Origin of the sequence: Shewanella sp. ECSMB14101, assembly GCF_000773485.1 — a bacterium.
In the GTDB taxonomy this organism is placed as follows: domain Bacteria; phylum Pseudomonadota; class Gammaproteobacteria; order Enterobacterales; family Shewanellaceae; genus Shewanella; species Shewanella marisflavi.
Genome location: NZ_JSFF01000004.1, coordinates 36,375 through 56,804, shown reverse-complemented (window position 1 = coordinate 56,804; position 20,430 = coordinate 36,375). Strand labels below are relative to the sequence as shown.

The window sequence follows — 20,430 nt, the reverse complement described above, 5'->3', positions numbered from 1 at the left end:
AACATTTTATTAGTGCGCATGCGCGTTTACCTCGTTGAACCAGTGAAAACGCGCACAGTTAACTATCTGTATGTAATGAACTTATCAGCATTTTGCTAGATACACCATCTGGAAAAACGCGCATGCGCGTTCCCCAAACCTATTATCGACTTGAAAAAGATTGCAATTAGTTGATTTTAAAGGGAGTTATATTATCAATAACGGCAAAACGCGCACGGATTTAGGCTTAAAATCATCCAAAAGTCACATCATTTAAATATGACTGTGTATCTGTCCAGTTTCTACTTCTTGTGGTGAATCGCACAAACAAGACTTAGATAAGAAATTGTTGAGTAGTAAGTTTGCGATTTACTGGCTGACCAACAACTCACTTCGGGGCAAAAATCAGTAAGACTTCACGTCTTAAATACACCAATACCGCTAAATCGAAGAGACGTTAGATACCGAGTGTAGATGCATCTGCGGACGTCGATGGCAGGGCCAAAAATGTTCCCTACATTTATTGGCATTTCCTACATCCATGTAGGTCAGATTCAATCGTCGAGCCTACAAGGAAATATTCACGGCGTGTAGCAGATGTATCTGCACAAAAGCGAGCCGCAGGCTATTAATTAAAGCGAAGGTACGACCTTCTACTCCACTAGGTAGACACAAATGCAGGTAAACGTTGGACAAAAAACTAGCAACAGTGACGACACGAGCGCCCAAACCGCTCACTAATCAACCACTCAACAAACCCCCAACTTAGCCTCCAAATCGACATCAAAAATAATGCCAACTCTCCCAGCACTTCCGACAAAGAGTCAAAAAACAGGCTGCTCGCTAATAAACTGACAGCGTCATTTTTAACTACATAAGCAACCCCCTTAATAAATTTTTAACCTTAAAATACAAATAGTTACACCTCAGATTGATACACTAAAAAGCGGCAAAACATTGACAGTTTATTTCTTAAAATTTAGGGCGTATAGTGCGTTTCTAGTTAAGTGATACCAAGGTGAAAATGATGTTTCGTTTTACAATGTACTCCATCGTGGCTTATGCCTTTTGGCTAACCTTTGTCGATGTTTCCACCTACTTGGAGCAAGAGACAGACAACAGCTGGCTGACGAGCATTAAACAGGAATGGGCGAGCTTTAAACAAGATGAGCAGCCTGTCGATGTGAGCAGCATTAGCGTGCAATATGATGATTGCGAGGCCCGCAATAGCTGTAACGATCAGAGTGTCCCAGTGGGCGAATAGCCCATTGGCCTCAATTTGATAACTGAGCTTGCAAACACTAAGTCTAACCTTGGATTGCTTTCTGACTCTCCTAGTTTAACCCTGGAAGATCCCCGCAAACGTAAAACCACTAACCACCACGAAGAAGATCCACTGAAACAGGGAGCGAAATGCCCCCTTTACCTCCGCAAAATAACCTATATAGATCTGCCAGATCGCAAACAGCACAAAGTTTAGCGCGATAAACAGCAATAAGGCATAGCTTTGCATATTCGACATCAGCTCAAAAGCGCAGGCGATCAACACTAAGGCCGATAACACCAAAAACACTGAGATATAGTGAAACACACAATGCATGATGGACTTGGCGATAGGGTCAAAGTCTGCCTCAAGCATAGGCTTGAGAAAGCGCTGCTTTCCTATGGTGAAATGGCCGATACAGGTAAAAGTGGCGATAGCGCCAGCGATGAGCAAATAGATATTCATCGAGTCTCCATGAAAACAAGCATTAAGAATCACTCCTAACTAGACCAGTCTAGTCGATTCCCTGTTTCATGCCCGATAACAAAAGAGTGCGCAAGCGCACTCTTTTTAATGACTCTTTAATGACTCTGCTTTCATGACTAAATTTTAACTTTAATCACTGAGCGGGGACGGTTTAGTCTCTATACCTATATAGGCCTACATGGTCGCCATGATCCAGTAGTCCAGACGTTCCTGTGGATTGGCCATCAGCTTCTGGCAAGGGCCCTTATAACGCCCCATCAAGCTACCCAGATTGTTGTTGCTTGGTAGGCTAGCTCTTTGCTTGGCGACTGTGGTTTCAAGTTGCTGCTCAACTTGGTCGGCAGCCTGGTATTTCTTCGCCAGTGTGACGGCATCTTCGCCAGACTTTTTTAAACGCTCGCCAACCGGTTTCATTTGCGGTGCATTCATACCCGCAATGGTTTCTGACGCAATTTGATAATAGGCGGCGCATTCCAGCACCTCTTTATTAAATGCCAGTTCCGCGTCTGAGGGAGTGTTAGCGGCCACTGCGCCGTTGGCCATCAGGGCTAACAATGAAATTATGAGAGTCTTGCGCATCAATACTGTCCTTGTGCAGTGATAGATAATGAACCATTTCTACTTTAGATGTCACTGAATATCAAGGCTATAGCTTAAAAATTCTTGCTCGAGGGTAAAGCCAAGAGATTCATAGAGAGCCTGCGCCTGGTGGTTTTCTTTATGGGTTTCTAAGAATATCGATGCGACGCCTTTGGCCTTGGCATAGTCGATAGCAATATTCATCAATCGGCGCCCCACACCGACACAGCGGGCGTGCTGAGTCACGTAGAGATCGCTTAAGATCAGCATGCTACTAGCATGAATTGAGCTAAAGCTAGGGTAAAGCTGGCAAAATCCCAAGGCATTGCTTTGCCCATCGAGGACCACAAAAATCACAGCATCCTGATTGCTTAAACGTGAATGAATAAATTTAGTAGCGAGTTCGATATCACTCTTTTGGTGATAGAACTGGCGATATTCATCAAATAACGCAGCCACGACTGCCGTGTCTTCCAACCTTGCTCTGCGTAATTCTCCTGACATTAATCCTCCCTGTTGTTGAATCGTCACTTAGGTTAGCCTGCATCTTGATATTGCTGCATACGAAACTTAAGCCCCTGCTTAACCGATGGCCACTCAGAGTCTATGATGGAATAGACTACTGTGTCTCTGATGGTGCCATCTTTGAGGATACGATGGTTTCTCAACACCCCATCCTGCTTGGCCCCCAGACGAGTGATCGCCTCACGGGATGGTTGATTGTGCCAGTGAGTTCTAAACTCTACTGCAATCACATCTAGCACCTCAAAGGCATAGGTCAGCAGCAACAGCTTACACTCGCTGTTGATCCCGGTACGCTGAGCGCTCTTGGCATACCAGGTATGGCCAATCTCGATCCGCCTGTGGGTCTGATCCCAAGACATCAAGCGAGTACAGCCAACTATCTGACCAGAGCGTTTGTCTCGCACCGCAAAGGCCAAGGCTTCCCCACGTTGTTCGCTGGCTAACGCCTGCTCCACATAGGCCTTCATCTCATCGGGATGGGGCGCAGAGGTGTACCATAAGTTCCACAGCTCACCATCGCTGACCGCAATAGACAGCGCAGGTATATGCTCCTCTTGCAGTGGCTCTAACACCACATGCTCACCGTTTAAACAGCCTCTCAAGAGATCTTGATTCATGCTCATGCTCCGATGCTCTGGTTGTAACAAATTCAGATGAAGAATAGATGAAACTAACATGGCACTTAACGCCAGTAGGATATATTAGGAGCTCTGCCCCGCGCCCCTATTAGCTTGTCCAGCCTGGCATTATCTCCTTCGTACTTTCACACCATGATGTTTATCTTGCTGCCTTGCTACACCTGTAGGCTAGCCGATACCAACACGCTAACAAAATAATCAATTTAATTAAAGTGTTATCTTATATAGCATCACCTCATCATCCTCAGCCCAAGGCATGGTCCCTTGGCTCTCGAACCCGAGTTTAGTCAGTAGCGCACGCGATGCTTGATTGTCGTGATTGACTATTGCCAGCAATGTTTGCAGCTTAAGCTGTTTGGCATGAGCCAGCACTGCCTTACTCGCTTCTAACGCATAACCTTGGCCTAAAAACTCAGGTAGCAGCGCATAGCCCAGATCCGTCTCGGGTAGTTGCTCTCTGCGAACCAAACCAGCCAAACCTATGATCTCTCCACTGGCCTTTAGCACTATGCTATACATGCCATAACCGTGTTGCTGATAGCTGCTTATCGGCCCTTCGATAATATAGTTTTCCGCCTGCATTAAGGTGCGCACACCGCGATCACCAATATTATTGATAAAGCCTTCGCTATTGAGCAGCCTAAGCATAAATGGGGCATCTTTTACCGTCATCTCACGCAGGAGAAGACGCTCGGTTTCTAGGGTAAGCAATTAATTCTCCTAGGTTACTTTCAGTTCAGATTATCTCGACTATACTGTGATTGGTTCTACATAGGAAGTGGCACTAATGACAAAACATACGCCGAAAATCAGTCAATATCATGTCATTGCGGCTGTGGTCGCAGCGGAGCTCAACCAAACCTTAAGTTACTGTAAACAGATCAATTTGACCGCTAGTAATGCTCAGGCCGCTTCAGCTCGGGTGGGCAATGCCGCCTTGGGATTTAAAGCCTTAACGGGTTTTATCGATGACCTGGCGTCCTACACAATGAAAGCCGCAACAGATATCAATCAACTTGCCCATAGGGCTAGTCGACTCGCCACCGAAACCGCCAGAGCAGCGGTTGCCCTCAACCATTTCCAACTGGCTAAAGTAAAGGCTGCTAATGCGCCCTATGGCAATACCATTAACCCCGCCGTCGAAGCCACTGAAGCTAACCACAGTCGCCTGCGGCACGAATTTGATCGCCTCATCGATAAGATGGAAAACCAACTCTATGAGCTGAAACGCAATCTGCGCACCGCCAATATTCTTGCCTCTATCTGCCGCATCGAAGCCTGCCGCGTCGACACGGCCAACCAGGCCATCTTTAACGATGTGGCGAATCGGGTCGACGATGTAGCGCAGCTGATCCGTAAAAGGGTCGACCATGCCATCGCCCTGTTTGGCAACACAGCCCCCTAACCACGGCACCACCCATAATCATAAAACAAGGAGTCGATTCCATGAAAAGTGAGCTGATCATCGAAACCCCCACCCATAAGTGGCTCTACTTTGGTCGCGACCCCGAAAAACCCGATAAGATCATCGACACCAACCAGTACATGGTCGTCAGCAGCCATAAGGCCCTCTTGATGGACCCTGGTGGCATAGAGTTATTTGCCGCTATGCTGGCCAATATTGTCAAACATATTCCTCTGGAGCAATTAACCCACCTGTTCGCCTCTCACCAGGATCCGGATATTATCTCGTCGCTGGGACTATGGGATCAGACGCTACCCAAGGCGAAACTCTACTCGCCCTGGCTGTGGGAAGGCTTTATTCGTCACTTTGGCATGAACAACATCAGTTATGAGCCCATTGCCGATAATGGCGGCAGTCTCGCCCTAGATCAGGTGGAGCTGCAATTTATTCCCGCCCACTACCTGCATGCTTCAGGTAATTTCCATGTCTATGATCCTGTGACTAAGGTCTTGATGAGCGGCGATGTTGGGGCAGCCCTAGAAGATGCTCAAGCCGATATCTATGTGGATGATTTCGAGCAGCACTGTGCCAAGATGGCCTATTTTCACCAAAGGTGGATGCCCTCGAATCGGGCCAAGAATGATTGGATAAACCGGGTGAGAAAGCTGGATATTCAATACCTCTGCCCGCAACACGGCAGGATATTTCGCGGTCCTCAGGTCAAGCAGTTCCTTGACTGGTTCGAAACCCTCAATGTCGGCGTGGGCGTCTAGGCCTGGCATTGGTAACACACCACAAAAAAATGCCCGCTAATCGCGGGCAACACAATCACTTAGGGTGAAAACCTTGCATAGGTAGGATGCAGGCTCCCCTTCACTTTGCCAGTTTTCTCCACAGTGTAAACCCGACCAAAGTCGAAGTTTTACCCATAAAGGGCGACCTAAAGATAGCGCACCGCTGATTCGGGTGACTTTTGCTGCTTTAAAGGCGCCTTCACGGCAGGGGTACCCAGATAAAGAAAACCCACTATCTGATCTTGCGCCGACAAGCCCATCGCCTGGTGCAGATGGCGATTAAACGCCAAGGGACCTGTGCGCCAAATCCCCCCTAACCCCATGGCAAAGGCTGCTTGCTGCATCGCCATGCAGGCACAACCCGCGGCAATATGCTGTTCAAGTGGCGGCACCTTAGGGTGCTCCGTCACCTTAGCCACCACAGTCACGACCATAGGGGCGCGCAGCGGCATATTGCCCGCCTTGGCCAGCGCCGCTTCATCGGCACCTTCACTTTGCATGGCTTCGACAAATAAGGCGCCCAGACGTGTTAAGCCTTCATCTTTGGCAATAATAAACTCCCAGGGAGTGAGGCTGCCATGATCCGGCACGCGCACAGCCGCTGCCAGGATCTGATTTAACTGCGCTTCATCGGGCGCTGGCGCCACTAATCTGGGACTAGACTGACGGGTTAACAGAAGTTCGATAGCATCCACGAAGATTATCCTGTAATTAAAATCTTGCTCGAGAGTAGCAAATTGGCAATAAAAATCCCACCAAATTGGTGGGATTTCGTCACTCTAGGCCAAGGTGATTGTTTAGCCTATATCTATGACTTGCCTATGTTTTAACTAGGTAACGCCGCGCGATAAAATAATCTAGGCTGGTGTAACGACCACCGCCTATCACCAGCAAGCCTAACAACATAAACAGATAAGTGATGGCAAATTCGATACCATTGTTCAAGATCACAAAGTTACCCGACGATGTTAGCCAATCATAGTGGCCATGTTCCTGAAGCAAAGACTTGGCTGCTGCCAGTTTCTCCGCCGAGGTCAATACCTGCTCGTTGGCCAGCCAGGAGTTAGGATCGGCTATCGCTAACCAGCCATTCTTCCAGTGCACGCTAAAGGCCGCCACCGCCATGGTGACCATCAAGGGGATAGATATCAGTCGGGTGGCTAAGCCCAGGATCAACAATATGCCACCCAAAAACTCACTGCCTGCAGCCAGAGCCACCATCACCTCGGGCATTGGCAAGCCAAGACCCCACTCGGCGTTACCAAACCAGGCCGCCGTATCGCTAAAATTGGACAGCTTATTGTAGCCAGCTTGCATGAGAACCGGCGCCAGATAGAGTCTGAGGGCCAAGGCCGCGACCCCGTCTAGCTGACCTATAGCTTTGATAAATTGGGCGTACAACTTCTGCATAGCTTACTCTCTCATTAATTTGTTATGACCTAATAGACCCAAATCAGAGGATTTAAATTTCGGCCGATAAATCAATCGCGTCAAATCTGTCTATTTGAAGATAGTCTATGACACTAAAAATGAGAGTTCTGAATAGGATTAGGCAATTAACGCCATAAAGTCATCGAAACATTGCAGGTAGTCAGCCACACTATGGGGCAGACTCGCATCAGGCTCGGTCTGCACGCCTTGAAAGCATGCCTCCCCCTGACTTGCCATCAGCAGAGCCCAACAGGCTGCAAACACCCAGTAGAGGGCGACCGCGTTTGGAATCGCTGCCTGCGCCCTGTCGTTAAGGTGAGGGTGTTCGCTTAAGTAGCCCAAGATCAAACTATGACGCTGGTTTGAGGAGAGCCTGTGGCTCGCCAGTACACTGGCAAGATCCACTAGAGGATGGGAGCTACAGGCATATTCATAATCGATACACCACAGACGCCCCTCACTCATCAACAGATTATGAGGATTCAAGTCCCTGTGACTGTATTGGGGTAACACCATGCAGGCATCTAAGCTCAGCAGTAACTCACCGACTCGCTCGCTAAGGGCCTTTAGTGCCTGCCATCTCTGCTGCCATGCCTGCTGGTAACTTTCGGGCAAACTTGGGCCATCGGCCATCGTTTGAAGCTGCTGATAATAGCTATGCCACTGTTCCCCTACCGACATAGAATTAGCCGGTAACGGCAGTTCGCTGAGCCCTTTCAGCAGCCTCAACAGCGCCTGCTCGCCACCAGGCCAACACTCATGTTCCTCTATAAGCGGATGAGCGGGATTAGCCGTCATCAGCTGACTCCAGTCCTGCTGGGTCTGAATATAACGGCTCAGATAAAAACGACTGTCGTCTGACACATAAAGTAACTCAGGCGCCAGTTGCGCTGTTTGGGCCAGGCGCCAATTCATCACCTCATCGTCTCGCTTGCAGATCTGACTGCTGGCCTGGCTATTGATCCGCAGCACAAACTGCCCGTTGCCAGTCACTAGGTGATAGTTCTGATTACTCAGACCGCGGGACAAGGGAGCGACTACCCAGCTGTCATCTATGTAGCAACCCAGCTTTGCGAAAACCCTTTCCACCTCGCTTAGTACATTAGAAGGCAGATGGCATTGCAACCAAGTTGTTGCCTGTTGACGATTAAGCGCCATAGTGGCCCTTACTTATGCGTAAAGGGTAACAAGGCAGCTTAATCATAGGAGTAAGCGCCATCCTCGCCCATCCCCTGATGCATGCTGGTGCGCCACAAAAAGTAACCACCTATGGCCATGCCCACATACAGAATAAACAGCAAAGAGGTCAGCATCAGTCCCTTATTGAGATACAGGTAGATGGAAACAAGGTCGATCACTACCCAATAAAGCCAATTTTCCAGTACTTTACGGGCCACCAGGTAAGTTGTCATCACGGCAAAGCAGCTGGTTGCTGCATCGAGATAGGGATAGGACGCCTGGGTGTAGCTAGCCATCAAGTGACCTACCACTAAGGAAACGACGCTGGTAGCCAGAATAAGATAGAGGTGTCGCCCTAGCGACCAGCTAACCACCTCTACGCCGTTCTCATCGCCACCACCGTATCGCCACAGCCAGAAGCCATAAACCGCCATCACCATGTAATAGACATTTAGCAGCGACTCCATCAGCAAAGAGACCTCCCAAAACAGCACGGTATAGATAGCCGTACTCACTAAGGCTGCCGCCCAGCACCAGATGTTGCCGCGCATGGCGAGCGCCAGATAGGCCAAGGCCAGTAATACCGCCACGGCTTCCCAGGCTGTCAGGCCATTGGCCTCGGCGAAGGCGCCGGAAAGTGTCGCCAATAAGGCAGACCAGAGATCTGTCATAGCTTAAGCATCGCTCCTGTTATCAGTGGGTCAGTCTTGAATTACTGTTGGTGAGAGAGATCCAACTCGCCGCCAATAAACTTGACCACAAATACCGCCTTGCCCCACTTCTCATGTGCCGCCTGCATTTCGGTTGCCAGCATCGCCATCACCTCGCCATACTCGCCGCACACCTGTGTGGCCATAGCATTGGTTCGCCGTTCGATATTGGCATAGGTATCTACCCTATCGATAAACCATTGAATGGGGTCGATATAATTATCCTTTAACGGATACATGCTGATTTCAGCTGTTAGTTTCATCTTAGTTCCTTTTGGGGGCGATTGAATGCTCGCCCCTTAGTGAGGGTTATTACATGAATTTGACGTTAAGGGTGACGCCTAGCTGACGCGGATCGCCGTAACGAATATATTGTTTATCCGCCCAGCCGTTATCGGGCTCATTACCGAAATAGAAACCGCGCACGCCGTACTTTTCATCAAGCAGGTTGCGTCCCCACAGATAAGCCGACCAGGTCTCTGTCTCATAGCCTAAACGGGCATTAAACAAGGTATAGGCCTCAGACTGAGAGTCGTTACTGTCAGAGTAGTAGAACTTACTCTTACCACTGGTCGTTAAGTTAACAAACCAGCCCATGTCACTGCGATAGGTGGCGCCAGCACTGTAGGTAAAGTTAGGCGAGTGAGCCAATTCGCGTCCGCTCAGATCCACTTCCCCACCATATTTATCCTGGTAGACATAATCGCCATAGGCTGTCTCGAGCCAGCCCAGTGTGCCATAGAGTTTTAAGTTATCGGTGGCATACCAGTTGGCTTCAAGCTCGGCACCATAGTTGTGTGAGCTGCCCGCGTTTTCGACGTATAGGATAAATTTCTGTGGCTCATCGGGATTTTGCTGAGAAGCCGAGACCTGTTGATCCCGTCTGTCCATGTAGAAGAGTGAGAAATGGGTGCTTGCATCACCATCAAGCCACTCAGACTTGATGCCAAGCTCATAGTTATACAAGGTCTCTGCCTGGAACTCTTTTTTGTCGCTTAGCGATAGGGGAAGTGACATGTTAAAGCCACCAGCCTTGTACCCTCTGGCAATACGGGCATAGGCTTGATGCTGATCGCTCAAGGCTTTACTCAGGGCGATATGACCGCCCCACATGTTTTCCGATGGTGCAAAGGCATCTTCGGCCGAGTCACTGTATTCGCTTTCACGGCGCTCGAAGCGTACGCCGACAGAGAGCGCATAGCCCTGACCTAGCTCGCTATCTAACTGACCGAAGAGTGCTAAATTGGTTGCCTCATATTCGGCAGTCAGCCCATCTTCCCAGCCGTTATAGAATTCAAGGGTGTCATTGTCTTCGGTGAGTCTGAGACCATAGATGCCCACCAACCAGTCGGTACTGTCGTTAAAGAGTCGACCTGCATCCGTCGAGCTTAGACGAAACTCTTGCGATAGCGTGGTGCGATCCCCCAGTTTGTTCCAAGTATAATCATACTGACAAGGCTCCCCGTCGCAACTGCGCGCCGCCCAATATTCAGGGTTGGCCCAGTCACCATCATAGCCATGATGAGTATCACTTTGTGCCATAGAGCTTAAGGAGACCAACTCGAAATACTCGGCGCCCGAATAGGTTAATTTTAGCGAGCCGCCCGTTGTGCGCTGCTTATCCACGCCCGGTTCATCTGTTAAGGTATCAAAACCGTTATTATCTAATGTCCAGGCATCATAGCCGTTATTGAAATTGGCGTGCATCAGGTTGAAATCGGCCACTAAATCATCGGTGGCATACCAGCGCAGTTTGATGCGCCCGGTAAATTCATCCCGCGCATTGGTATCATCACGGCCCAGGTAAAGGTTATCTCGGTAGCCATTTTGATCATGCTGTTGCAGCGACACGCGATACAACAGCTTGCCTGAATCACTTAAGGGGCCTGAACTAAAGCCGCTAAAGGTGCGCAGATTATCGTCACCTAGCTGCAGCTCGGCGCCATGCTCAAATACTGAGGTCGGGTCGTTACTCTTAAGGTAGATAAGGCCTGCCAAGGCGTTAGCTCCATATCGCGTCCCTTGCGGTCCGCGCAGTACTTCCACCTGCTGCAGGTCATACATGCTGGAGACCATCCCCAGACCCGACAGATCGATATCGTCTATGATGTAACCCACAGAAGAGTTAGGCGCTCCCTGATACTCTTCCTGCTCACCCACTCCGCGGATCTGGAAATATTTGGCTCTGGAGCTGCCGCCAGACCAGTTAAAGTTAGCAATAGAGTTGAGCACATCTTCAAAATGCTGCGCCCCTTCATCTTCTATCTGTTGCTGGTCGATAACGCTAATGCTGGAGGGCACCTTATCTAAGCTCGACTGACGAAAATCTGAGGTGACAACAATCACTTCCATCTCATCTGTGGTGACAGGCATATCGCTGGCGAAAACGGTGGTTTGGGTTAATGCAGCCGCCACGGCAAGGGCGACAGGAGAATAGGATTTTAATGTAAACATAGGACCTCAAATAAATATTGAGATCCGGCACTTAAAAAAGCGAGAAAGAATGCACAGTTAGATAGTGTTAAATCTAGTGCTGTGGCCCATTCCTACGCCGGTATTAGCCGGATCAGGTTCTAAGGGTTTGTCTAGCGAACATCTCAGTCAATGCGAAGCCTTTAGCTTGGCGTTAACACCCCTTGGCGAGGCCGATTATACATGAGTCATACAAAGAGTTGACATTTTTAACGCATATTTTGCGCATGGCCCATAAAAAAACGGCGGCAATGCCGACGTTTTAATCAATATATAGCGACCTTAGTTTGAATAGGCCTGTCTAACATAGAGCTCACACCGCACTGCATTAGCATTGGGGGACAAAGCGGTCACCTGCATCTGCTGCTTGCCATGTAACTTAAGGGACTTCCAGCTAACTCCCTCATCTTCGATGGTGGCGCCGTTAATGTCATACCAGGTAAACTTATATTGCAGCTGCAAATCTGTCTTTGCCTTACTGATAATAGTGCCGCGGGCCCTTAAAAATCCCGCATCAGCTACAGTCAGGACTCCTGTGACATCCACGTCGGAATGAAAGGAGCGGTTATCAACCCTGCTTTCACCGGTAGAGCTCGCCATGATCCCGCCGGTATGGGGCGCACAGGCACTCAGCCCGAACAGAATGGCAACTATGGCTAATCCCTTCTTCATCAGTATTCTCCTTACACGCCGAAGCGTATCTGATCACTCAATCAAAAAGTGGGCCCTGGCAGTGGCAATGAGCGCCTTACGGTTGGTTTGCCAGCAGTTGATATTCACATTGGCCACACGGCGGCCCTGACGGGTAATTTTACACTCGGCAAAACTATCTCTATGGTGTCCCGCCCTTAAATAGTCTATCGAGAAATCGACGATCTTAGGCACCTTAGTGGTTTGCATAAACACCATTAACTGCACAATAGCCGACATTTCCATAAATCCGGCAATCACGCCACCATGGAGTGCTGGTAAGGTGGGGTTACCGATATTTTCATCTTTTTTGGGTAACTGAAACACCAACTCATCACCGAAACGCACCACCTGCATACCAATAAACTTAGCATAAGGTACGTGATCTAAGAGGTGGCCGAAATCATTAAGCTCGGTCGCCTTCTTAACGATATCTTTAACATTCAAAGCTTTGTGGGTATCTTGCTCAGGTACTGTCATTGGCCCTCTCCCATTAGCGCCTGTCTAAAGGCTTCACCCACCATTTCAGGACTGATACGCATAAATGAACCCACGGCATGGGCAATAGGATCATCGATAGAATCCTGATAAGCGATCGCCCGGGTAAAAGCCACGCTCGATGACAATTTATAGCACTCGGCAAAACCGTAGACACTCTTGTTTGGCTCGGCGGCCTTCATATAATCGACCCGCAGATCTAAGGTTGGCGACAACTCCAGCGACTTATACTTGTCAAAGATATTACAGACCACTGCTGTGCCACTGGCGGTATCCATAAGCGTGGTGATCACGCCGCCGTGGATCACACCTGTATCAGGGTAGCCAATCAATTCGCTACTGTAGGGAAGCTCGATCAACACATGCTGTTCGCTGGCTTCAAGCACGCTGAGGCCGAGACGGCGACACTGCACCAGCTGGTCCACAAAGCGAGTCGCCAAATCAGTCAGCGGAAAAAAATCAGGATTTGTCTTCATATGCTCTCCAGCGTTTTTCAGCAATCGCCATTAGCGATGAGATACTAGCGGGCCTAAGAAATCACCGCCTAGCAAGTGCATATGAATATGGAATACTTCCTGCCCACCATGTTTATTGCAGTTCATGATCAGGCGGTAGCCGTCTTCGGCAATACCAGCCTCGTCAGCGAGCTTTGCCGCCACTGTCATCATCCGGCCCAGGGCCTTTTCGTCCGATGCCTTGACATCATTCACTGTGGGGATCAGATGATTTGGCACAATAAGAATGTGCGTCGGTGCCTTTGGCTCAATATCTCTAAAAGCTGTCACTAATTCATCTTGATATAAAATATCGGCAGGGATTTCGCGTCGAATAATTTTACTGAAAATGGTCTCTTCGGCCATTGCACTATCCTCGATATAGGGTTAACCCTGTCAGTATACTCACAAAATACCATTTTGTGATCCGTCATATAAATAAAGGAGTTATGCCCTGTATCGAGTGGCGAAATTTATATCAGCTAAGCTGTTTAATACATAAAAAAAGCCCGCCACCTGAAAAGGTGCCGGGCCACTATAGGTGCTAGCAGTTATCTAATCGAACGCTAATTTGTCACTATTTAATTTATCTTGCTGCTTGAGCTGCTTCAACTCTTCGCGCTCGGCTTCAATCTCCATCAGCTCGGGGGATTTGAAGGTCATTTTGATATAGGCATCCTGGCGGGTTTTTGCCACCTGCTCGAGCGCAACATAGGTGCCGTCTTCATCAATAGCATACCAACGTTTACCCGAACAGGTTCCCTGCAACACGCATTGATAAGAGCTCAACTCACTGGCAACATAGTCTGTCTTTATATAGCCAGACTTAATGAGAGACTGTTTAACGATTTGAAAATCATCATTTAGCTCATCGGCATGCACGCCATATTTGTAACTCGTCATGGTAACTTGCAACAAGCCATGCTGCGCATCACCGGACAGCAAATAATGTTCTGCGATAGAGAGGGCCTTAGGTACAACTTGGGTCTGCACCCAAATATCATCTCCCTGATGCTTAGCCTCTTCATACAGGCTAACATCATCGCCCCATTTAAGACCAAAAGGTGCCACTCCATGTGCATAAAGAGGCAATAACACTAATAATAATGCTAACTTTTTCATGGCTTTTTATTCGGCAAGTCAAAAACTTGACGAATTGTACTAAAAGCTTGCTGACTTCGACATAGACACACAAAGAATAAGGCAATAATCTTTTTAAAATTAACTACTAAGTCACACTAAGTGATAAGAACTATTACTAAGTCACATTATTTTTTTTGCGTCAGTTTTCTAGCGTTTAATAAGCACATCAACTACATTTTTGTTGCCTAAACCATCAAGAGAATAGAGATGTATCCAGTTTTGACTTGTTCTGACTGACTTATCCCTGGCTGACTTTGGCCATCACCCTGGCTTCCGAGTGTGCCTCTAACCAATATTTTTGTAACACTGGGCTGCGAAGGCCACTGGCTTGATCCGCTAAATTCCACGCACCTTTCCAGATCCCATCGGCGATCATATGCACGACTGCACTTTCAATTGCCGAGGCAACACACAAACTCACTGGCTCATTGGAGGTATAGCCCAGCTCTGATTCAAGCAGCTCCTGGGCATCGATAAACTTAAATACACCAGCGGTGATCTCTTTAGAGAGGATAGACTTAGTCGTCGTCACGCTGCTGAGCAAGCGTCCGGTTCGAATATCCACAGCCCTCAGGTTAACCGTGACGGTATCAACCCTAAACTGGGTAGCGGCACCTATGCCTAAATAGCGAGCACCCGCCCCGCCAGTTCTTACATTGGTGTCATAGGCGACAATACCGCCCTCCATCAAAATCTGCGCCGAATTCAACTGGGGGAGCTTGTTGGCATCGCCTTTTAAACCCGCCCTAACAATTTTGCGCTCGGTGAGTAGATTCTGCAGACCCTCACGCTCTACCGGAATAAACCAACTTGAATCATTTAATGCCTGCGCCAAAAAGGCGGTACCGCTTTGGGGGACGGCGGTAGAGAAGTTACTCGAGGGGATCGGCTTATACTGGCCCGTCTGGTCGCGAAAATCATAAACAGCGGCGAGCATAACACCTTGAGGCGCGGGTAAGTTGATGAGATCGTAATAACTCTCACCTTTTGGCATCAGACTTGATGACGCCTGTACTCGCTCAAGCTCACTAGTGCTTGAGCATCCGCCCAAGATAACTAGGCTAATGACTATTAAAAAATGCTTCATTTTTAGCCGCCTACACTCGAACTGTCACTCAGGCCACCTACTTCGATCACTGTCGTTTCCCCAGTAAGCAGATCGGTAATATGCACCAGCAGCATGCCATCTTCGTTGACGACTTGGATCTCAAAATCTGTAGTTTTAAGGTAGCCTTCGCCTCCATTGGCCGCATCGTTAAACAGCTGACTCATTAGACGAGACTCTAAGGAACTTGCCATTCGTTCCAGCGCACTTGGCGGTGTGTAACCTGAGCCGCCCTTATGATCTTTTTGCGCTGAGGCATTGGCCAGCAGATAGGAGCCATTAAGGTAGCTGCCGCCAAAATTGGGGTTAACTGGAGTGTAGATAAGCTGTGTTGCCTGACTATTGGGGCTTAGTGTGCCCATCAATAGCGCAGCGACAGCCAGATAAGGCTTAGCGTGATTCATCATTCAATATCCCTATTAAAATTCATCAGGCGCTAAATCGGGATCCAACCACTGAGCCCAGCTCGCCTGTTGCTTATTTTGCTGCAAAATCGCATCAACCCGCTTTGCCGACTGAAGTGCCAGCTTATCCAGCTGACGGCTTGCCGGTGAAACGACTGTCACAAACACCGGCTTGCGATTGTGCAGTACACTGATCTTGCTACCACTTCGCGCTGTAGCCAGCTCGACAATGCTTAGGCCGCCATGGTCTGCCATACCGCCAATATCGCGATAGGCGGCCACAAATTCTCGATAAAACCTGTGGCCTATTCGCGTCATAGCGCGGTTGAGGATCAAACCATCGATGAGATCTGACTCCTGGCTAGGCGCGGCATCACTGGTGCTCTGCGCGGCCAAGCGAGTACGCTCCTCCACATCAGGCACCTGACAATAAACGGGTGCCGAAATGGCCGCTAACAAGAGTAAGCGGCCGATGACTATCACTGCTGTACCTCATGCAGATGCGTCTGTGCCCAAGCAATAGCTTGACCACGACTCGACACACCTATTTTTCTAAACACACGATAAAGGTGAGTTTTAATAGTGCTCTCACTGACAAACAGCTGATTGGCAATGTCCACATTGGTGCTGCCGGTTAACAAAGCTTGCAGTACCTCGCGCTCTCGAATGGTAAGATTATCGGTACCTTCAAGCTGTTCCTGATCCAAAGTGGCACTAAGCAAATCAGCAGGAATAATAGTTTGCCCCCGCAGCACATTCGCCAACGCCTTACCTATCTGTTCTAGCGAGGCGTCACCATAAAATACAGCGGCGGTTATGGGAGAAATTAAAAATCGTGCATCGATGAGTTTGGGGTAATGTAGAAACACAACGCGGGCACTATAGCGTTTCTCTATCTGTTTTTGTAACTGATAGGCACGCTGTACATCTATCGTCGCCAAATCAATCACAACCAATGAGTAATTCCCTTCACTCATAGTCACTTCTACAGACTCAGGCGCCACTTTTGTCAATTTAACCAAAAACTCTTGTGGCCAACGTGTCTCCAATAGATCGATCAAGAGTTGCGACCGAGAAACGACTACCCAATTTATCACTTTGAACATCCTGCTCACTCCATGTCACTAGCTATTAGCGTATTCCATCAACCGATATATCATAACAACTATAGATTTAAAAAATAACATCTTAATTGCGCTAATTTTATGAAGCATGAGCAGAATAATTCGTTAGCCTAGGTTACATTCGCCCGACATTTCATCATTTCACGGGTTTTAACGATAACCCTGGGTAATAGTTGCCCGCTGTGCATTGCCCCATTGAGTAACGATAACCCCATGACCCGAGCCATTTTGGTAAATAGTCACCCCATTGTCGGCGCCAGATTGTTGTACAAATGCGCGATTGTCATTACCTAGTTGCTCGGCATCCACCGATAAACTCACGCCCAATTGCGACACGATCAAACTATTATTAACGCCAACCTGCAACAAACTGGCTTCAATAGCCTCTCCCTGCTGTATTAAATAAGCCTGATTACCGATCCCTTGCTGACGAAGATCCGCGCTATTTGCCTCGCCCAGCTGTGACATTCTTGCGTTATTATCTACACCGGCTTGTACTATCTCACCCTGTAAAAGATTTCCGTTTTGGAAAATAATGGCCTGATCACCGCCACCTGCTAACTCATTAAACTCACTAAGATCCGCAGCAGCAACTGGCGCCGAGTTTAAGCCAAAACTCAGTAATAAAAATAAATACCGGCTAACTATACTGCGCAAAAAAACAGCTTTTAAGGTAGAACTCATCTGCTTAATTAGGGTCATTTGACACACCAGATTGCTTTTAGTGGCCAAGATTATCTATCTAAGTCACAGCTTGTACGTCCACAATGAGTATTAACTCCAGTTAGCCAAAGTATCTATTCAGCAAATAGGACTAATACTTTTCTACTAAACAGGAGTCTCAGCGACTTAGTTTCGGCAGTAAGCAAAGAGAGTAACGGCGATAGGAAAGTCAATAAAACATAAGAAGGAAGGAGTTACGCTTTGCTACAGACATAAAAAAACACCGACGATAAGTCGGTGTTTTTTTTACATTATAAATCTGTTTACTTCAGCACAGATTCAGCAGTACGACCGTCATCATGACAGCTGTCACAAGTCGGTTTGTCACCTACGTTAGAATCATGAGGAGCATGACAGTCAGCACACATCAGATTACCGTCGTGTGGCTTATGCACTGCATCCATCTCAGACAAGGTACCGTGACAGCTTTGGCACTGCTCAAACTCGTGAGCACCATCTGCAGAAGGCTCGCCATCGGCGTGACATGCTTCACAACCTTCCATCTCAGCGTGCATTTCTGCAAGTTCCTGAGGTTCAGCCATTGCCGCAGGAGACAAGGCAAGTGCCGCCAAACCTGCACCAAATAACGCACTTAATATTTTATTGCTCACGATAATATCCTCTTTTATGTTTGGTTTGGCTGTGTGGGGTCTAGTTGTTATATCCCATCATGCCTTGTTCCTAATTGCACAACTTAGCTTAAAATAGCTAAGGTTTTGCAAATAGGCAAATTTTCTCTAGCGGCGATAGTAACAACAGCAATTCCTTAAAAACGTGCACTTAATCAAATATCTATGCCGCAAACCACAGAGTTACAAACAAATTTGATCTAAATCACACTAATATCATGCGATTTGGCAAGTCGAGATCCTCATCATGGCAATTGATGGATAAAAACGAAAAACGGGAGCGATAAGCTCCCGTTTCATTTTAATCTACCCTGTTTTACTGGGCACGTAACGCTTCGATACGCTTCTCAAGTGGCGGATGGCTCATCAACAGCTCAGCCATCGACTTCTTACCATTGATACCGAAAGCCGCCATCTGCGCTGGCATCGCACCCGTTTCAGGGCCTTGACGCAATCTATCAAGGGCTGCGATCATCTTATGCTTACCCGCCAACTTAGCACCGCCAGCATCGGCCTTAAACTCACGAATACGAGAGAAGTAAGCCACAATCATAGATGCCAGAATACCAAACAGCATATCAAGCACAAACACAACCGCCATGTAGGCAAACATACCTAGACCTTCGCCCTCTTCATCATTGCTGGAAACGAAGTTGTCGATAATGCTTGCCACTACACGGGCAGCAAAGATCACAAAGGTGTTTACCACGCCTTGGATAAGCGTCAGGGTCACCATATCACCGTTAGCCACATGGCTCACTTCGTGGGCCAATACCCCTTCAATCTCATCTTGCGTCATGCCATATAACAGCCCGCTACTCACGGCGACCAAAGAGTTATCTTTGCTCGGACCTGTAGCGAAGGCATTGAGTTCTGGCGACTGATAGATAGCCACTTCAGGCATCTTGATACCCGCCTGATCGGCTTGACGCGCAACAGTTTCAAGCAGCCAGCGCTCCATGTTGTCACGAGGAGTCGTGATCACCTCACAACCCATGGTCTTTTTCGCCATCCACTTAGAGATCGCTAGACTGATAAAGGCGCCACCGAAACCGAAGATCGCCGCAAACACTAACAAGCCGCCCATGGTCGATGTGTTAACACCGAGAATGGACATCACAATTGACGCAACCAGCAAAATTGCCATGTTTGTCGCTATCAATAAAAAAATACGCTTCATGTCAGCTCCTATAAGCTTCTATATGAGACACCCTATGTGTCATCTGTCTACCTAACCGACATAATATGTCCACTTTGACAGAGTTCAAGGGGGGAATCATAAAAAATTTTTCAGGCAGTGGGATTGAGAGTGTATCCACGCCTAAAAGTGTAGATCTTGATGTGGAGTCTAGAAGCCCCGTATTAAGCGAATCTTAAATTTAAGGGCTTTAAAAAGATAAGCCGTTAATCTTTATTAATAATTACTCAACTGACGCTGATTCAGGCGATAACTTGCTCAAATCAAGATATTGCGCAGCGTTCTCGGCGTTAGATTCTGCTAGATAAGGGATTATACCTAAACAGGGTGCCTGCATTATCGTCGTGAGTGTCGATAGATTATCACTGGTCACATCCATTAGAGGATCGACACAATTTGCTACCCAGCCCGCAATCTTCACGCCGTCATTAAGGATAGCTTCTTGGGTTAACAAGGCGTGATTGAGACAGCCCAGCTTCACGCCAACTACTAAGATCACAGGCATATCAAGTTGCGACACCACATAGGAGAGAAACCCTTGAGGATTGATCTTACCTGCTTGCCTCAGATTTTCGTTTAGAGGCAGACGCCAACCACCAGCTCCTTCAACCAGAGCAAAATCCACATCCATCAAAGGTAGCGACGCTAAATGCTCAGCGACCGTCTGAGCATCAAGGTTTACCCCAAGCTGCTTAGCCGCAATATGGGGCGCAATCGCAGGTTCAAAGGCAAAAGGATTCACTTGTGTATAATCCAGGCGCACACTCGAGTGTTCCATTAAAGCCAAGGCATCAGGATTTCTAAGTCCCTCTGCGGTCAACTCGCAACCCGAAGCAATGGGCTTAACGCCTAGCGTGCTGCCCTGCTGCTTGGCAAGATACAACAAGGATGAGGCGACCAATGTCTTACCACTGTCGGTATCGGTTCCGGCGATAAAATAGCGCATAACAGCTTTCCTCA

At 48.0% G+C, this 20,430-nt stretch carries 27 protein-coding genes and 1 riboswitch; of the genes, 3 read left to right on the top strand and 24 right to left on the bottom strand.

What is annotated here, in order from left to right; genetic code table 11:
* Window positions 1-1,006 precede the first annotated feature (1,006 nt).
* Window positions 1,007-1,243, top strand: a complete 237-nt coding sequence (locus tag NY07_RS05170; protein ID WP_033538285.1) for a hypothetical protein — start codon at window positions 1,007-1,009, stop codon at window positions 1,241-1,243.
* A gap of 75 nt (window positions 1,244-1,318) precedes the next feature.
* On the opposite strand, the gene NY07_RS05165 is transcribed toward NY07_RS05170, so the two are convergent.
* The 5 genes from NY07_RS05165 to NY07_RS05145 form a co-directional block, all read right to left on the bottom strand.
* Window positions 1,319-1,708, bottom strand: a complete 390-nt coding sequence (locus NY07_RS05165; RefSeq protein ID WP_033538284.1) for a hypothetical protein — start codon at window positions 1,706-1,708, stop codon at window positions 1,319-1,321.
* 195 nt (window positions 1,709-1,903) lie between these two features.
* Window positions 1,904-2,308, bottom strand: coding sequence for a hypothetical protein (locus NY07_RS05160; RefSeq protein WP_033538283.1), 405 nt, complete (start codon window positions 2,306-2,308; stop codon window positions 1,904-1,906).
* A 51-nt stretch (window positions 2,309-2,359) separates the two neighbouring features.
* Entirely contained in the window at window positions 2,360-2,812 is a 453-nt protein-coding gene (locus NY07_RS05155) for a GNAT family N-acetyltransferase (protein ID WP_033538282.1), read from the bottom strand.
* A gap of 32 nt (window positions 2,813-2,844) precedes the next feature.
* Window positions 2,845-3,450, bottom strand: a complete 606-nt coding sequence (locus tag NY07_RS05150) for a GNAT family N-acetyltransferase (RefSeq protein WP_033538281.1) — start codon at window positions 3,448-3,450, stop codon at window positions 2,845-2,847.
* Between the two features lie 228 nt (window positions 3,451-3,678).
* Entirely contained in the window at window positions 3,679-4,182 is a 504-nt protein-coding gene (locus NY07_RS05145; RefSeq protein WP_033538280.1) for a GNAT family N-acetyltransferase, read from the bottom strand.
* A 76-nt stretch (window positions 4,183-4,258) separates the two neighbouring features.
* On the opposite strand from NY07_RS05145, the gene NY07_RS05140 reads away from it, so the two are divergent.
* Both NY07_RS05140 and NY07_RS05135 read left to right on the top strand, forming a co-directional pair.
* A complete protein-coding gene (locus NY07_RS05140; RefSeq protein WP_033538279.1) occupies window positions 4,259-4,876 on the top strand; it encodes a hypothetical protein in 618 nt (205 codons plus the stop codon).
* 41 nt (window positions 4,877-4,917) lie between these two features.
* Window positions 4,918-5,649, top strand: coding sequence for an MBL fold metallo-hydrolase (locus tag NY07_RS05135; protein ID WP_033538278.1), 732 nt, complete (start codon window positions 4,918-4,920; stop codon window positions 5,647-5,649).
* Window positions 5,650-5,816: 167 nt separating this feature from the next.
* Here the strand turns inward: NY07_RS05135 and NY07_RS05130 are convergent, their stop codons facing one another.
* The 19 genes from NY07_RS05130 to bioD form a co-directional block, all read right to left on the bottom strand.
* Window positions 5,817-6,365: an NAD(P)H nitroreductase gene (locus NY07_RS05130; RefSeq protein ID WP_033538277.1), complete on the bottom strand. Its 549-nt coding sequence runs from the start codon at window positions 6,363-6,365 to the stop codon at window positions 5,817-5,819.
* Window positions 6,366-6,489: 124 nt separating this feature from the next.
* On the bottom strand, window positions 6,490-7,080 hold the full coding sequence (locus NY07_RS05125) for an HvfX family Cu-binding RiPP maturation protein (protein WP_033538276.1): 591 nt from the start codon (window positions 7,078-7,080) through the stop codon (window positions 6,490-6,492).
* A gap of 138 nt (window positions 7,081-7,218) precedes the next feature.
* A complete protein-coding gene (locus tag NY07_RS05120) occupies window positions 7,219-8,259 on the bottom strand; it encodes a phosphotransferase (protein WP_052125504.1) in 1,041 nt (346 codons plus the stop codon).
* A gap of 38 nt (window positions 8,260-8,297) precedes the next feature.
* Window positions 8,298-8,951 (bottom strand): nicotinamide riboside transporter PnuC, encoded by a 654-nt coding sequence (gene pnuC / locus NY07_RS05115; protein WP_033538275.1) that lies wholly within the window; start codon window positions 8,949-8,951, stop codon window positions 8,298-8,300.
* Window positions 8,952-8,992: 41 nt separating this feature from the next.
* Window positions 8,993-9,253 carry a hypothetical protein gene (locus tag NY07_RS05110; RefSeq protein WP_033538274.1) on the bottom strand — a complete coding sequence of 87 codons (261 nt, stop codon included), beginning with the start codon at window positions 9,251-9,253 and terminating at the stop codon, window positions 8,993-8,995.
* A gap of 49 nt (window positions 9,254-9,302) precedes the next feature.
* Window positions 9,303-11,444 carry a TonB-dependent receptor gene (locus NY07_RS05105; protein ID WP_033538273.1) on the bottom strand — a complete coding sequence of 714 codons (2,142 nt, stop codon included), beginning with the start codon at window positions 11,442-11,444 and terminating at the stop codon, window positions 9,303-9,305.
* A 72-nt stretch (window positions 11,445-11,516) separates the two neighbouring features.
* Window positions 11,517-11,637, bottom strand: a riboswitch (TPP riboswitch).
* Between the two features lie 107 nt (window positions 11,638-11,744).
* Window positions 11,745-12,134: a YcfL family protein gene (locus NY07_RS05100; protein ID WP_033538272.1), complete on the bottom strand. Its 390-nt coding sequence runs from the start codon at window positions 12,132-12,134 to the stop codon at window positions 11,745-11,747.
* Between the two features lie 33 nt (window positions 12,135-12,167).
* A complete protein-coding gene (locus tag NY07_RS05095) occupies window positions 12,168-12,632 on the bottom strand; it encodes a PaaI family thioesterase (protein ID WP_033538271.1) in 465 nt (154 codons plus the stop codon).
* A complete protein-coding gene (locus NY07_RS05090; RefSeq protein WP_033538270.1) occupies window positions 12,629-13,126 on the bottom strand; it encodes a PaaI family thioesterase in 498 nt (165 codons plus the stop codon). The genes NY07_RS05095 and NY07_RS05090 overlap by 4 nt, the downstream gene beginning before the upstream one ends.
* Window positions 13,127-13,156: 30 nt before the next feature.
* Window positions 13,157-13,510 carry a purine nucleoside phosphoramidase gene (hinT, locus tag NY07_RS05085; protein WP_033538269.1) on the bottom strand — a complete coding sequence of 118 codons (354 nt, stop codon included), beginning with the start codon at window positions 13,508-13,510 and terminating at the stop codon, window positions 13,157-13,159.
* A 189-nt stretch (window positions 13,511-13,699) separates the two neighbouring features.
* Window positions 13,700-14,266, bottom strand: coding sequence for a hypothetical protein (locus tag NY07_RS05080; RefSeq protein ID WP_033538268.1), 567 nt, complete (start codon window positions 14,264-14,266; stop codon window positions 13,700-13,702).
* Window positions 14,267-14,525: 259 nt separating this feature from the next.
* On the bottom strand, window positions 14,526-15,374 hold the full coding sequence (locus tag NY07_RS05075; RefSeq protein ID WP_033538267.1) for a CsgG/HfaB family protein: 849 nt from the start codon (window positions 15,372-15,374) through the stop codon (window positions 14,526-14,528).
* A gap of 2 nt (window positions 15,375-15,376) precedes the next feature.
* Entirely contained in the window at window positions 15,377-15,796 is a 420-nt protein-coding gene (locus tag NY07_RS05070) for a curli assembly protein CsgF (RefSeq protein ID WP_033538441.1), read from the bottom strand.
* A gap of 15 nt (window positions 15,797-15,811) precedes the next feature.
* Window positions 15,812-16,279: a curli production assembly/transport protein CsgE gene (locus tag NY07_RS05065; RefSeq protein WP_140946903.1), complete on the bottom strand. Its 468-nt coding sequence runs from the start codon at window positions 16,277-16,279 to the stop codon at window positions 15,812-15,814.
* Window positions 16,276-16,902: a response regulator transcription factor gene (locus NY07_RS05060; protein WP_033538266.1), complete on the bottom strand. Its 627-nt coding sequence runs from the start codon at window positions 16,900-16,902 to the stop codon at window positions 16,276-16,278. Before NY07_RS05060 ends, NY07_RS05065 begins: the two co-directional genes overlap by 4 nt.
* 168 nt (window positions 16,903-17,070) lie before the next feature.
* Window positions 17,071-17,604, bottom strand: a complete 534-nt coding sequence (locus NY07_RS05055) for a hypothetical protein (protein WP_033538439.1) — start codon at window positions 17,602-17,604, stop codon at window positions 17,071-17,073.
* Window positions 17,605-17,906: 302 nt separating this feature from the next.
* Window positions 17,907-18,254, bottom strand: coding sequence for a tetraheme c-type cytochrome CctA (gene cctA, locus NY07_RS05050; RefSeq protein ID WP_033538265.1), 348 nt, complete (start codon window positions 18,252-18,254; stop codon window positions 17,907-17,909).
* Window positions 18,255-18,588: 334 nt separating this feature from the next.
* Window positions 18,589-19,452 carry a protease HtpX gene (gene htpX / locus NY07_RS05045; protein ID WP_033538264.1) on the bottom strand — a complete coding sequence of 288 codons (864 nt, stop codon included), beginning with the start codon at window positions 19,450-19,452 and terminating at the stop codon, window positions 18,589-18,591.
* 241 nt (window positions 19,453-19,693) lie between these two features.
* On the bottom strand, window positions 19,694-20,416 hold the full coding sequence (gene bioD, locus NY07_RS05040) for a dethiobiotin synthase (protein ID WP_033538263.1): 723 nt from the start codon (window positions 20,414-20,416) through the stop codon (window positions 19,694-19,696).
* Between the last annotated feature and the right edge of the window lie 14 nt (window positions 20,417-20,430).

Excerpts from the sequence above, each read along its gene's own strand:
- NY07_RS05155 (WP_033538282.1), bottom strand. The coding sequence starts at position 2,812 with ATGTCAGGAGAATTACGCAGAGCAAGGTTGGAAGACACGGCAGTCGTG.
- NY07_RS05070 (WP_033538441.1), bottom strand. The coding sequence starts at position 15,796 with ATGAATCACGCTAAGCCTTATCTGGCTGTCGCTGCGCTATTGATGGGC.
- NY07_RS05105 (WP_033538273.1), bottom strand. The coding sequence starts at position 11,444 with ATGTTTACATTAAAATCCTATTCTCCTGTCGCCCTTGCCGTGGCGGCT.
- NY07_RS05095 (WP_033538271.1), bottom strand. The coding sequence starts at position 12,632 with ATGACAGTACCTGAGCAAGATACCCACAAAGCTTTGAATGTTAAAGAT.
- NY07_RS05150 (WP_033538281.1), bottom strand. The coding sequence starts at position 3,450 with ATGAATCAAGATCTCTTGAGAGGCTGTTTAAACGGTGAGCATGTGGTG.
- htpX (WP_033538264.1), bottom strand. The coding sequence starts at position 19,452 with ATGAAGCGTATTTTTTTATTGATAGCGACAAACATGGCAATTTTGCTG.
- pnuC (WP_033538275.1), bottom strand. The coding sequence starts at position 8,951 with ATGACAGATCTCTGGTCTGCCTTATTGGCGACACTTTCCGGCGCCTTC.
- NY07_RS05110 (WP_033538274.1), bottom strand. The coding sequence starts at position 9,253 with ATGAAACTAACAGCTGAAATCAGCATGTATCCGTTAAAGGATAATTAT.
- NY07_RS05080 (WP_033538268.1), bottom strand. The coding sequence starts at position 14,266 with ATGAAAAAGTTAGCATTATTATTAGTGTTATTGCCTCTTTATGCACAT.
- NY07_RS05135 (WP_033538278.1), top strand. The coding sequence starts at position 4,918 with ATGAAAAGTGAGCTGATCATCGAAACCCCCACCCATAAGTGGCTCTAC.
- bioD (WP_033538263.1), bottom strand. The coding sequence starts at position 20,416 with ATGCGCTATTTTATCGCCGGAACCGATACCGACAGTGGTAAGACATTG.
- NY07_RS05100 (WP_033538272.1), bottom strand. The coding sequence starts at position 12,134 with ATGAAGAAGGGATTAGCCATAGTTGCCATTCTGTTCGGGCTGAGTGCC.
- NY07_RS05055 (WP_033538439.1), bottom strand. The coding sequence starts at position 17,604 with ATGAGTTCTACCTTAAAAGCTGTTTTTTTGCGCAGTATAGTTAGCCGG.
- NY07_RS05140 (WP_033538279.1), top strand. The coding sequence starts at position 4,259 with ATGACAAAACATACGCCGAAAATCAGTCAATATCATGTCATTGCGGCT.
- NY07_RS05125 (WP_033538276.1), bottom strand. The coding sequence starts at position 7,080 with ATGCAGAAGTTGTACGCCCAATTTATCAAAGCTATAGGTCAGCTAGAC.
- NY07_RS05060 (WP_033538266.1), bottom strand. The coding sequence starts at position 16,902 with ATGTTCAAAGTGATAAATTGGGTAGTCGTTTCTCGGTCGCAACTCTTG.
- NY07_RS05120 (WP_052125504.1), bottom strand. The coding sequence starts at position 8,259 with ATGGCGCTTAATCGTCAACAGGCAACAACTTGGTTGCAATGCCATCTG.
- NY07_RS05090 (WP_033538270.1), bottom strand. The coding sequence starts at position 13,126 with ATGAAGACAAATCCTGATTTTTTTCCGCTGACTGATTTGGCGACTCGC.
- NY07_RS05170 (WP_033538285.1), top strand. The coding sequence starts at position 1,007 with ATGTTTCGTTTTACAATGTACTCCATCGTGGCTTATGCCTTTTGGCTA.
- hinT (WP_033538269.1), bottom strand. The coding sequence starts at position 13,510 with ATGGCCGAAGAGACCATTTTCAGTAAAATTATTCGACGCGAAATCCCT.
- NY07_RS05075 (WP_033538267.1), bottom strand. The coding sequence starts at position 15,374 with ATGAAGCATTTTTTAATAGTCATTAGCCTAGTTATCTTGGGCGGATGC.
- NY07_RS05165 (WP_033538284.1), bottom strand. The coding sequence starts at position 1,708 with ATGAATATCTATTTGCTCATCGCTGGCGCTATCGCCACTTTTACCTGT.
- NY07_RS05160 (WP_033538283.1), bottom strand. The coding sequence starts at position 2,308 with ATGCGCAAGACTCTCATAATTTCATTGTTAGCCCTGATGGCCAACGGC.